The sequence below is a fragment of the Calditerrivibrio sp. genome (genome assembly GCA_026415135.1).
Taxonomy (GTDB): Bacteria; Chrysiogenota; Deferribacteres; order Deferribacterales; family Calditerrivibrionaceae; genus Calditerrivibrio.
The window spans coordinates 16578-29507 of record JAOAHS010000061.1; the positions used below are offsets into that span (position 1 = coordinate 16578).

Annotated in this window: 10 protein-coding genes; 6 read left to right on the plus strand and 4 right to left on the minus strand. The window is 34.4% G+C overall.

What is annotated here, in order from left to right:
- Positions 1-67 precede the first annotated feature (67 nt).
- The 4 genes from N3C60_09750 to N3C60_09765 all read right to left on the minus strand — a co-directional run bounded on the left by N3C60_09750 (position 68) and on the right by N3C60_09765 (position 5708).
- Positions 68-2440 carry a DUF4388 domain-containing protein gene (locus N3C60_09750; GenBank protein MCX8085191.1) on the minus strand — a complete coding sequence of 791 codons (2373 nt, stop codon included), beginning with the start codon at positions 2438-2440 and terminating at the stop codon, positions 68-70.
- Complete coding sequence (locus N3C60_09755) at positions 2430-3197, minus strand: inositol monophosphatase (GenBank protein ID MCX8085192.1); 768 nt, start codon at positions 3195-3197, stop codon at positions 2430-2432. Before N3C60_09755 ends, N3C60_09750 begins: the two co-directional genes overlap by 11 nt.
- 41 nt (positions 3198-3238) lie before the next feature.
- Positions 3239-4279, minus strand: a complete 1041-nt coding sequence (zapE, locus tag N3C60_09760; protein ID MCX8085193.1) for a cell division protein ZapE — start codon at positions 4277-4279, stop codon at positions 3239-3241.
- Positions 4280-4382: 103 nt separating this feature from the next.
- On the minus strand, positions 4383-5708 hold the full coding sequence (locus N3C60_09765; protein MCX8085194.1) for a citrate (Si)-synthase: 1326 nt from the start codon (positions 5706-5708) through the stop codon (positions 4383-4385).
- Positions 5709-5984: 276 nt separating this feature from the next.
- Between N3C60_09765 and N3C60_09770 the strand changes: the two genes are divergently transcribed.
- From N3C60_09770 to rpe, 6 genes are all read left to right on the plus strand, one after another.
- Positions 5985-6824 (plus strand): DMT family transporter, encoded by an 840-nt coding sequence (locus N3C60_09770; protein MCX8085195.1) that lies wholly within the window; start codon positions 5985-5987, stop codon positions 6822-6824.
- 150 nt (positions 6825-6974) lie between these two features.
- Entirely contained in the window at positions 6975-7622 is a 648-nt protein-coding gene (locus N3C60_09775) for an enoyl-CoA hydratase/isomerase family protein (GenBank protein MCX8085196.1), read from the plus strand.
- Positions 7616-9988 (plus strand): DNA polymerase, encoded by a 2373-nt coding sequence (locus tag N3C60_09780; GenBank protein ID MCX8085197.1) that lies wholly within the window; start codon positions 7616-7618, stop codon positions 9986-9988. Before N3C60_09775 ends, N3C60_09780 begins: the two co-directional genes overlap by 7 nt.
- Positions 9989-9991: 3 nt before the next feature.
- On the plus strand, positions 9992-11029 hold the full coding sequence (locus N3C60_09785; GenBank protein MCX8085198.1) for a sensor domain-containing diguanylate cyclase: 1038 nt from the start codon (positions 9992-9994) through the stop codon (positions 11027-11029).
- Positions 11026-12291, plus strand: coding sequence for a histidinol dehydrogenase (gene hisD / locus N3C60_09790; GenBank protein ID MCX8085199.1), 1266 nt, complete (start codon positions 11026-11028; stop codon positions 12289-12291). Before N3C60_09785 ends, hisD begins: the two co-directional genes overlap by 4 nt.
- Positions 12288-12929, plus strand: a complete 642-nt coding sequence (gene rpe, locus N3C60_09795) for a ribulose-phosphate 3-epimerase (protein ID MCX8085200.1) — start codon at positions 12288-12290, stop codon at positions 12927-12929. The genes hisD and rpe overlap by 4 nt, the downstream gene beginning before the upstream one ends.
- Position 12930: the final 1 nt, after the last annotated feature.

Genomic DNA, 12930 nt, shown 5'->3' on the forward strand with positions numbered 1-12930 from the left:
TTGTTTTTTTAAGGTTTATAACAAGTAATTGTCAACTTTTCAACTAAAATATCTTAATCATATTTTGTTATTTTAGCTTTTGTTCGAATATCTTAAATCTTTTGTTTTTATCAGGAAATTTTAAAATTGCTCTATCGTAGTACTTTTTGGCTTCATTTTTTCTGTTTAGTTTAAGATATCCTTCTATTATAACGGCATAAAGTTCCGGGTCGTTAAACTTTTCAATACCTACCATTTCCATTATATTAATCCCTTCTTCTATCCTATTTTTTCTGATCAAAGCATAGGCATAATAGATCATAATCTCTTCGTCATTGGAAAATGATTCGTATGCTTTTGTAAAGGATTCTATGGCATCATGTATTCTTCCCATATTAAGATAAACTTTGCCACTTGTGAGCAACTGTTCTGCCAAGAGAATATTTTTGATATCTATTCTTTTGTTGGATTTTGATATATCTTTTTTCTGAATGAGTGTATCGTAGGAGTATTTTATAAGTTCAAATATCTCCCTTGCAATCTGTTTGCCTTGGGGATCATTTATCAAATCTGGGTGATATGTTTTGGACATTTTAAGAAATTTTTGTTTGATTTTATCGACATCGTATTCGTTATTTGATATTTCAAAGATCTCCTCTGGTGTCTGTTTTTTTAGTTCGGCTAAAATATTTTGTAGTTCTGTTATGGAGACCTCTGGAGGTTCCACTTCCCTTAAGTATCCAAGCTTATATAAGATATCTAAACCTGAAAGCTCGATATCTGATAGCTTTACCAATGTATCGGAGGTAATGACGCCATCTTTAAAAAGTTGAAGTAAATTTTTTATAAGACCTATGTTATCGAATTCTTTTTCAAGGATATCTGTCTGCTTTAAAAGCTCATAATCTGTGTTTCTTTTTATTGTTATCTTTATTTTTAGTCTTTTATTTAAGAGTGCCAAAAGTAACATAAAAAGGATGTTGAAATTGGTATTAATGTTTAATGGAAAGGATTTATCGTATATAAATATTGCTGAGAGGATATCATCACTGAGTGTTTCGTAAAATATCATGTTTTGATAAACATCTATTGATGTTTTGAGATCAGAAAGTGATAGGTTATTTTTTTCTAAAAGAGACGTAATAAAGTTTATAAAATCATCATCTTTATCATCATTTGGTGCTATTAGGGTGTTATGCTTTTCTAAAATAAACTTTATTATGGAATAGTCACCAGTCAGTGAATAAAGGAAATAAAGTTTACCTTGTTTAAAATACATTCTTGTGGTGATGTGATTGTTTATTATCTCCAATTCACCTGTGAGTTCCCTTTTGTATATGTCTAATAAAATAGTGACAACATCTGTGGGCATAACCTCTGTTTTTGTTTTTTCTTGGTGTTTCATCAAAAGTAAGCCAAGTTTATGGAGCTTATCTATGATTAGAAAGAGCTCAGCTTTTGTTAAAGTAACAACTTTGGAGAGTTTTGATACCGTTGGGTATTCTTCTATTCGTGACAAGACAAAACCTTCCACGGGAGATATATATATTTTCTCATCCAATAGTTTTAACCTATTTATGGAAAAAACGGTGTTTTCTCCGCCAAACTTATTATTGAAATTTTTTGTGATATAAAGCACCATGTTATCATAGAACTTTTTTATCTGATCATTTTGATAGCCTGAGTTTATTATTGAGATGATGCTTTTTAAAGATTCGTAAGTCTTGTTTTTGTTAAAGAGCTCCAAAGCAACAATGAATTTTACTATTGGATCATCTTCCTCAATGAAGGCACCTTCAGACACAATTTTTATCGATCCATTTATGATTCCAGAGTAGATTTTCTCGTAGGTTTCAAAATAGTCCCCGCCTATCTCCTTAGTGATTTCACCTACTGTTTTTTTACCATCAGCGTATTCCTGGAGAGGGTTTTCTGGGTCTTTTACTTCTATTATCGAATTAAGTGTGAATACCTTAAAAAATCTAGCAAGATCATCTTTTCTTCGCAAACCCTCCAGAATGAGATAATCTACTGGAATTGAGATCATGGAATCTCTGACCTCTTTCTCGTCAAATACAAAGAAACCACTATCCCATGTTATAATATGGTATACTACTTCTGCTACTTGTATTTCTAAAATCTTTTTTACACTTGTTTCATCCAGAAAATTATACTCGATAAGTACTTGACCTAAAGGTATCTTTAACTGTTTCTGTAAAGAAAGACCCTTTACCAAAGCATTTTTAGGTAGCATTTTGTATCTTAACAAAAGCTGGCCAATAAGTAGATGAGGGATGTTAGAGGTCACGTAAACAATTTTTCCATTTTTGAATATTATATTTACTTCATCGTTCTCTTTTTGAAGATGGAGTTCGCCATTTTTATTGGAAAATGCAATCCATTGAAAGACTTCGGTTAATGGCATTGCTTTAAGGTCACCAACTAAACCTTTACTTACCATTTAATAACCTCAATAAATCTTTATGGATATGTTTGTTGGATGCCACTATAAAGTCAGACCAGATATCGTAGATATTTCCATTAAGTCCAGTTACAGTTCCTCCAGCTTCTTCCAGAATTATGGTGCCTGCGGCTACATCCCATGGTTTGAGATCTGACTCGTAATATCCTTGAAATACCCCCTTTGCTACATAGCAAAGATCTAAAGATGCTGAGCCAGCTCGTCTTATCCCCCTAGTATTTTTCAAAACCCTTTCCAGCATCTCTATAAGATGTTTTTTGTTCTCTTTTATGATGGAATAGGGGAATCCTGTAGCAATTAAGCTGTTTATAAGCATCGATTCTTGACTAACAGATATTTTATTGCCGTTTAGATAAGCGCCTTCTGATTTAACTGCATGGAAAAGCTCTCCAATAATAGGATTGTATACAATACCTACTTTGGTTGACTCAGAAAAAAAGCCTATAGATACAGCACAAAAAGGGAACCTGTGGACAAAGTTTGTTGTTCCGTCTATAGGGTCAACATAGAAACAGCAGTTTAAATGATGATGAGATGTTGGCTGTAATTCTTCTGAAATTACTGGGATACCTGGAAAGTGCTTGCTGATTTGATCAATTATGAACTCTTCCGTTTTTTTATCATATTCTGTTACTAGGTCAATTGTGTTTTTAAATTCAACAATGTTAGACCTGTCGTAACCCTCTCTAAGAATTCTTCCTGCATTTATAGTAATTTCTTTCAAGATCTCTAACATACAATATTATAATATTAAAAACTAAAAATATGCAATAAAAACTATTTATCAAAGAATACTGATAGTTCTCCTAATCTTGAAAGACATCTTAATAGTTTTTTCTGAAATGATGATTCCAACATCTCCTTTGAAAAGATATCCTGCATGTGGTAGTCAGTTTTTATAAAGATGTTTGTGTTATAGTAATAACAACTATCTATAAAATGTGAAAATCTCAGTGCATTGTTTAGATGGGGGAAGGGCTTTAATCCATCTATGAATAAAGATTCTATTTTTTCAGGGATTACAAAGTATTTAAAGGGGTGGTTTTCTTCTAATACATACATGAAATCTTTAAAATTTACTAACATCTTAGACTCGGATTTATCGATTTTGAAGAATTCGTAAAAATGATCATCTGTTACTTTCCGCTTGACTTGCTGTTTCTTTTTTCTATAGTCTTCACCTTCTACTATGACAGTTTTAAAGGTATTGGCAATTACCCCAAGTTCTTTTGTAAACTCATCAGCTTGAAATCTGAATTTACCAAGCTCTGATGGTAGAGTGTTGGAAGTTGTTATGATAAGGGTATTTTTGTTTATATTTGCGAAAAATTTTGCTATCATTCGTGTGGTGGCAGGGTCATCAAGCTCAAATTCGTCTATCAATAGTAGATCAAGCTTTGAAAACTCATCAATGCACTTTTCCACACCCCAGTACACAAAAAAATAGTTAAGATCCCCAAAGCTCATAAAAGCTTTTTTTACTTTTGCTGTATTAAAACAGGCGGATATAAGATGGGTTTTACCTACACCGTAGCCACCATCGATATATAGGTTTTTTATGGGGAGTGTTTCTTCAATTTTTTTTTGGGTGAAAAAGCCAAAAAAGCTCTTTTTTGTGGTTTTTGGTGTGTTTTTAAACTCGTTTAGACGATTGATTTTGTCTATTAGGGTTTCTTTTATGTAATGTTGTGATGGAAAGTTATCATCAGGGATATAGTTTTCGAAAGTGCAGTGGGAAAACTTGGGATGAGGTCTCAAATTTTCAAAACACTTGTCAATGGATACTTCGAAAGAGATATCTTTTAGTTCGTAAATCATAACCTGCCTTATATGTTTTTGAGGTTGATACTTAGCAAAATTTATTTTGAAAAGCAAGAAAAAAAGGGGGGTATCCCCCTTTTTTATTGAATAGTTTGAGAAATTATAGTTGGGGAGGATTAGCAGCCCACTTTTCAAGCATGTCTGTGGTGACAGATTTCGGCCTTTCAATAGGATAGCCAAGACCTCTGTCCCAAGTTATATTTGCCATACAACCAAGAGCTCTACCAACACCAAAAAGAACAGTGTAGAAATCCCACTCTCTTACACCATAATACCACTGAATTACACCAGACTGGGCATCAACGTTTGGCCATGGATTTTTAGCTTTTCCGTGTTTCATCAACACATCTGGTGCCACTTCGTAGATCATTGATACAACTTTAAACAATGGGTCATCTCTAAGCCCAGGTGTTTCAAGGCAGAAGTTCCTCTGAGCGGTATATCTTGGGTCAGTCTTACGAAGAACTGCATGTCCATAGCCAGGGATAACTTGTCCAGAGTTTAATGTATCCCAAAGAGCTTGCTCGATAATCTCTTTAGTAGGTTCTGCACCTTTTAGGTATTTTTCCTCAAATTTGATTATCCAATCAAGCACTTCCTGGTTCGCAAGACCATGAAGAGGACCAGCAAGACCGTTTAGACCAGCAGAGTAAGCATAATATGGATCTGAAAGGGCAGAATGAACAAGATGTGTAGTGTGGGCAGAAACGTTTCCAGATTCATGGTCAGAATGGAGGATGAAATACATTCTGGCAACGTCTTGATACTCTTTGCACTGACCGATCATGTGGGCAAAATTTGCACCCATGTCAAGGTTTGGATCGGGTGCAATTTGGTAGTCACTTCTGTACTTTAGATTGTAGATAAAAGCAGCTATTATTGGGATACGTGCCACAAGATCGAACGCATCTTCATATACATACTCCCAAGCAACTTTTTTGTTGAAGTTACCAGAGCTATAGAATTTGGCAAATTTAGAATCTTTCTGCATGCAAAGGATACCTGTAGAAAGCATAACCATAGGATGGCTATCCCTTGGAAGAGCCCTTATTGCATCCCAAACATAGGATGGCACTACCTGACGAACCTTCCATTCCTTTAGTACCTCATCTACTTGCTCCTGAGTGGGAACATCACCTGTTAAGAGAAAATACCAGAAGGCTTCCACTGTAGGATATTTCGAACCAGGTGCTTTGGGAAGAGCAGCAAAGGTCTCATCTATGGTTTTACCACGAAATCTAATACCTTCATGGGGATCAAGATAGGAAATATCTGTGACCAAACACTTGATATCTCTCATACCACCAAGAGCCTGACTGATGGTGACTTTGTCGATAACTACATTTGCAAATTCCTTATTGAGTCTTTGGGTTCTTACGCTGTGCTCAGCGATCTTCTGGGCTAATACTTTTTTAAGTTGAGACATAAATGACCTCCTGATTTGTTGGTAAATTATAAACCACTGTTTATTTTTTAACATTAAATAGGAAAAAAGTCAACAAGTTTCTTGTATACAATATACAGAGAAACCTATAAAACTACATTGTTTTTGATGATATAACATATAGATAATTTTTATAGGTTTTAAAGTAAAAAGTTATTTTAAATTTATGATATATTTTTATGTATTTTATTGGTCTATGGTTTTAACTATGTTCTATTTTTAGTTGATTATATTTTGTAAATCTGTTACTACCTTTTTATGATAGGTGTTTGGCTGGTTATCTTCAGTGCGTTGATGCATGCTTTATGGAATTTTTTTCTCAAAAAATCATCTGATAAGCACAAGTTTAATTATCAGATGCATCTATTAAATTTGTTGTTGTTTACATTAGCATACCCATTGTTTTTTAAAAGGTACCTTTTTTTTGATAGGAGTTCTGTCTTGTATGGATTTGTTGCAGGTATATTTTTTTCTGCATATCATCTTTTTTTAAGTAAAAGCTATAAAACAGAAGATGTATCAAAGGTATATCCAATTACCACCTCTTCACCTATATTTGTGACTGTTCTTGCTATCGTTTTTTTAGGTGAAAGGATCACCATCTTAGGTTTCCTGGGTATTTTTATGGTGGTGACTGGTATTTTGCTGTTAAATATAAACAATATTGGAAGGTTGGTATTTTCAAAAGGGGTTATTTACGCATTTTTTTCTTCGATATTTTATTCTTTTGGAGCTATTGTGGAAAAAGCTGGTGTAGGAAAAGGGAATATATTTCTCTATATATATTCGGTAACTTTTTTTATGACTTTTTTTCTTTTTATCTATTCTAAAAATGAGTCAAAGGGGCACTGGCAGTTTATGAGGGAAAATATTTCCCTGTTGTTGCCTGCAAGTGTGGTGCTTTTTCTTTCTGTGGTGTCTTATAGGTTTGGTCTTGAGAAAATCAATGTATCCTATGCAACATCCATTAGGCAGATAAATGCTCTTTTTGGACTCTTGATAGGCATTTTCCTTTTAAAAGAACCTATTATGTTTAACAGAATTATAGGTGCTTTCGTAATCATAGTGGGAATAATTTGTATTAAATTGACCCTATAATTTTGGCATGCAAAATGCTATGATATTTTCAGAAAGTAGTGGAACAACCACGCTTTTTAGAAGGACCGTCACCTGCCGGCTGGATGCCGGCACTTTTTTCATTGATTTTGATCTGAAAATTTTTTATACTTTCTGCTAATGGAGTGCCCTTTGATAGATTTTAATATTGTTCATGAAACAGCTAATATTACACTGATCCCTGAGGAAAGGTTCAATATCTTAAATCCAGATGTGATAAAGCAACTAATAAATATCTTAGAAATAATAAAAGATTCTGAGGCTAAGACGATAGTTATCTATGGAAGAGGTGGTTCTTTTGCTGTTGGGGCGAATATAAAGCAGATGTATGAGTATGATGGATTTATGGCAAAGGGCTTTTCCATACTTGGTAACAAACTTTTTGGCTTAATGGATTCTATTCCCCAGGTGATAATTGCTCAGATCGATGGTTTTTGCATGGGTGGTGGGATAGATTTTGCTGCTTCATGCACCATAAGACTTGCTACCATTAGCAGTAAGTTTGCACACCCCGGGGCACAACTCGGTGTAATAACAGGCTTTGGTGGTACTCAAAGATTACCAAGAATTATGAAGCCTAATGCCATCAGCGATTTTTTTCTTTTTGGACAGATGTATGATGCCAAATATATGTATGAGGCAAGGTTTTTGGATGCCTTGTTTGATGATTTTGATTCAATGAAAAGTTATACAGATGGGTTAGTCAGAAAAATCAATGAAAAGAATAAGGTTTTCTTAAAAGAGTTGAAAAGTTTTGGTTCAAGAGGTTGTGGATGTTGATCGTAGTTGATGGTCATTCGATAGCTTATAAAATTTTTTATAAAACACCTCCTCTATACAACTCAAAAAAAGTTCCAACATCTCTAATACATTCATTTCTAAATCTAATAATTAGCTTAAAAGAAAGATATTCAGATGCTAAGATTATTGTGGTATTCGATGCTAAAGGGGAGACATTTAGGCATAATATGTTCTCCCAATATAAGGCAAACAGATCTAAATCTCCTGAAGATTTAACAGTCCAGGTGGAATATCTAAAAAAGATAATTCCTGCATTGGGTTTTGAGCTTTATTCAAAAGATGGATTTGAGGCTGATGATATAATTTTTACTCTTGCAGTCAATGCTAAGGAAGATGTTTTTTTGGTAACAAAAGATAAGGATCTTGCACAAATTGTTTCTGAAAAAATTAGGATCCTCGATTATCAAACAGGGGAGATTTTGGATGCAGAAAAGGTAAAGGAAAAATATGGTGTAACTCCAGATCAGATTGTGGATTTTTTGGCGCTGACTGGGGATAGTTCTGACAATATTCCAGGCGTCAAAGGGGTGGGGGAAAAGACTGCTTTATCCCTTATACAGGAGTTTGGCTCTCTTGAAGGTATTTATGATAATCTGGATAAGTTAAAATCCTCTGTTAGATTAAAGTTAGAGGAAGATAAAGCATCGGCATTTTTAAGTAGGGAGCTTGTAAGGTTAAGAGCTATAAATGATATCGATTCAGCAAAGGTATTAAGTGATGTCGATGTAAAAGAGATGTTTGAGGAGCTTGAATTAAGAGCTTTGATGGTAAGACTTTTTGGTAATGTTACAGAAAAAGTATTAAACTATGCTGATGTTACTGAGGGGAAAATACTTTTTTGTATTCAAAAGGATTTGTATCTCTCTGATGGGAAAAATTATAGGAAATTAGGTCCCTTAGAGGATCATAAAGTAGATTATTACTTTAATCTTAAGGATATATTGAAGTTGTTTGATCTTAAGATAGATAAGGGTATTGATCTTGAGATACTAAGTTGGTTGACTGATCCTGATATAGGGGTTCTCAAAATGTCAGAATCAGAAACCATCGCTGATTTTATCCATAAGGTATTTAGCAGGTATAAGAGAATACTACATTTGATGGATGAATTGGGTTTGTGGGAACTCTATTGGGACCTTGAATATAGGGTGATATTTATTTTGGCTGAAATGGAAAAGGTAGGGATTAAGCTTGATCATAATAGATTGATGGAGATAGATGCTAAGATAAAAACATTGCTGGAAAGTGAAAAAAGACTTTTGAGTCGAATGCTTGGGGAGGAGATAAATTTAAATTCACCAAAGCAGCTGGCGTATGTTTTGTTTGATAAACTTAAAATGGTTCCTTTTAAGAAGAACAAAACAGGTTTTTCTACAGATGAAGATTCTCTAAAAAATATGATTTTGTTAAACCCCAGCTATGAAGAGCTTTTGAAATCGTTGTTGAGGTACAGGGAGTTCAGTAAGCTTGTTTCAACGTATACTTCAAGGCTTTCTGATTATGTAGATCCTAAGACTGGAAGGATACATTCTCAGTTTAAGCAAACTGGGACTGCTACTGGGAGATTATCATCACTAAACCCAAATCTTCAAAATATACCCAAAAAAGGTGAATTAGGTTCTGATATAAGATCCGCTTTTGTAGCTGAAGATGGTTATAGTTTTTTATCTGTGGACTACTCTCAGATTGAGTTGAGAATATTGGCCCATATCACAGAAGATGAGGAATTGGTCAGAGCTTTTTATGAGGACATGGATATTCATAATATAACTGCGGAAAGGATCTTTGGCTTGAAGGATAAAGAGATAGATAGAGATACCAGAAGGATAGCAAAAGCTGTTAATTTTGGTATTGTTTACGGTTTAAGTCCTTATGGGCTCGCAAGGGATGTCGGGATAAGTCAATCGGAAGCTAAAATTTTTATAGATAAATATTTTAAAACGTATCCTAAAGTGAAAAAATATATGGAGGATATAGTAAAAGTTGCCAGAGACAAGGGGTATGTTAAAACTATTTTAAATAGACCTAGATTTATTCCTGATATAAAAAGCAGTAATACAACTGTAAGACAAAGGGCAGAGAGAATTGCTATAAACTCCCCTATACAGGGTTCTGCTGCTGATATTATAAAGCTTGCTATGATTAAAACCTGTGATTATTTAAGAAACCAGAGTATTGATGGTAGGTTGGTATTGCAGGTTCATGATGAGCTTGTTTTTGAAATAAATGATAAATTTATTGACAAAATGTTTAAAGACATTAAACTAATAATGGAAAATGTTTGTGAGCTAAAAGTGCCATTGAAGGTAAATTGCACTGTTGCTAAAAATCTTGGAGATGTATGATAGATGAAAAAAGTAAATGATATACTCAAAGAAAATCAACTGCTCAAGAAAGAATTGGAAGGTATCTTAGAGGTAATCACGGAAAATGAGGTTAAGCTTAGGGGTTTAAAGGTTGTGGAGTTTTCGTTTTTACTTTCGGAGAGTATTGCTGAAATAGATGAAAAGGCTATGAGCTATCTTGAGGAGATTTTTGAGATAGATAAGGCTGTTCTTTTTATCAATAAAGATGAGCTTATAATAGAATTAGATGGTTCTTTAAAACATATACTTATGGCAAATACCAAGACATTTAATTATTTTTTCTTAGAAAAAAGACCTTACCTTGGGGATAGCACGGTGAATCTGATTTCAGAATTCAACGTTTATGATAGTATAGGTTCGTATCTAATTGCTCCTATTATCCTATATGATAGGTTTTTAGGTAGTCTAAACCTATATAGTAGGAATCCTCGAAGGTACACAAGTGATTATAATTCAGATTTTATAAAAGATCTATGTTTTAAGATAGGTGTATCCCTCAGGAATCTCAACACAAGACAGATGCTTGTGAATCAATCGATGATAGATGAATCCTCCAATTGTTATAATAAAAAGGCAATGTATATATTTCTTGCATCTTATATAAACAGGTGTTATCGGTATGGGCAACCATTCTCTTTCATTTTATTAGATATAAACGATTTTAAGAAGATAAATGATAAAAAGGGACATTTAGTAGGCGATAAGGTTTTATCAGAGTTCGGGAAATCTTTACTTAAGTCGTTTCGTAAAAGTGATATTATTGGTAGGTTTGGTGGTGATGAGTTTTATATTATTACACCTGAGACGGAGGAGAATAGGTTAAAGGCGATGATCAAGAAATGTGAGACTTTATTGTCGAATATTTATAAAGATCTCGGTTTGAAAAATAAAGCTGTAGTTGCCTATGGGCTTACTACTGTAAGAACAATTGATAAGGCCAATGAAAACCCAGAGGTGATATTTAAATTATCAGATACCGAACTATATAAAATGAAAAAGGAGAAGCATGTAAGAAGATGATTTACTATAATGTTGAGGACATCTTACCTAAGATCTTAAGTAGAAATGAAAGCCAAGAAGAGGAGTATCTAAAAAGTGTTCTTTCTATAATCAATGATGTTAAGAAAAGGGGCGATGAAGCGTTACTAGAATATTCTAAGCGTTATGATAACAATTGTGATAGTATAATTGAAGTATCAAAAAAGGAGATCATTGCTGCTTATGATAATGTCGATGAACAGTTAAAACTTGATCTCCAACTGGCAAAGAAGAATATTGAAGAGTATCACAAAAACCAGTTGGAAAAATCATGGTTTATCGAGAGGGATGGTTTGATTTTGGGGCAAAAGATAACTCCCCTTGACAGGGTAGGGGTTTATGTACCTGGTGGAAAGGCAACCTACCCTTCATCTGTGTTGATGAATGTAATACCTGCAAAAGTTGCTGGTGTTAAAGAGGTTTTTTTAGCAACCCCAGCAAAGGATGGAGTTATAAACGATGTGGTTTTAGCTGCCTGTTACATCTCTGGTGTGGATAGAGTATTTAAGATCGGTGGGGCCCAAGCAATAGCAGCTTTCGCTTATGGGACTTCCTCTGTACCGAAAGTGGATAAAATAGTTGGGCCCGGTAATATTTATGTTGCGTTGGCCAAAAAGATTGTTTTTGGTAGGGTTGACATAGATATGATAGCTGGGCCGAGTGAAATTTTGGTGATTGCCGATGAATCTGCAAATCCCAAATTTATTGCTGCAGATATGTTATCACAGGCGGAGCATGATGAACTTGCCTCTGCTATAACTATTACAGACAGCGTAAAGATTGCTGAAGAGACTCAAAAATATTTACTCAGTTTCCTTGAAAAATTACCCAAAAAAGATATTGCTGAAATGTCACTAAAAAACTATGGTGGAATTGTAGTGGTAAAGAATCTTGATGAAGCTGTTGAAATATCAAATAAGATTGCTCCAGAGCATTTAGAGCTTGCAGTGTCAAACCCTTTTGAATTGTTGCCAAAGATAAAGCATGCAGGTGCAATCTTTTTGGGGCATTATACACCGGAAGCAATGGGGGATTATTTTGCAGGACCTAATCATACGTTGCCTACAGGTGGTACAGCACGTTTTTCTTCCCCTCTCGGAACGTATGATTTTTTCAAGCGTTCAAGTATTATAGCTTATCCGAGGGATATGTTTTATAAACATAAGGATAGTGTGATTCGGTTGGCTTATTCTGAAGATCTTGCAGCCCATGCCTTGTCAGTATCTGTTAGGTGGGAAGAATGATAGTTGCCCCTTCTATACTTAGTGCAGATTTTTCCAGGCTTGGGGAGGAGGTAGTAGCTGTAGATAGAGCTGGTGCTGATTGGATACACATTGATGTCATGGATGGATGTTTTGTACCTAACTTAACTGTAGGACCTGTAGTGATAGAGTCTATCAGAAAGTATACTGATAAGCCTTTTGATACACATCTTATGATAGTTAATCCTGAAAAGTATATAGAACAGTTTATAGCTGCTGGTTCTGATATTATTACCATTCATTATGAGGCTTCTGTACATCTTCATCGAACTGTTGAGCTTATAAAGTCTAAAGGCAAAAAAGCTGGTGTTTCGCTAAACCCTTCAACACCTATCAGCAGTTTGGAGGAGATATTACCTTATGTGGATCTTGTTCTTGTGATGAGTGTTAATCCAGGTTTTGGTGGTCAAAAGTTTATAGAAAGTTCTTTGCTGAAGGTGAGTAAGTTGAAAAAAACGATTGATGAGCTTGGGTTATCCCCCATAATTCAGGTGGATGGTGGTGTTTCAGATAAAAATATATTTTTGCTTAGGGATGCAGGTTGTAATGCTGTGGTTGCAGGTAATTATATTTTCAAATCCTTAGATTATTTCAAAGCAATAAGTTCATTGAAAGTATAGT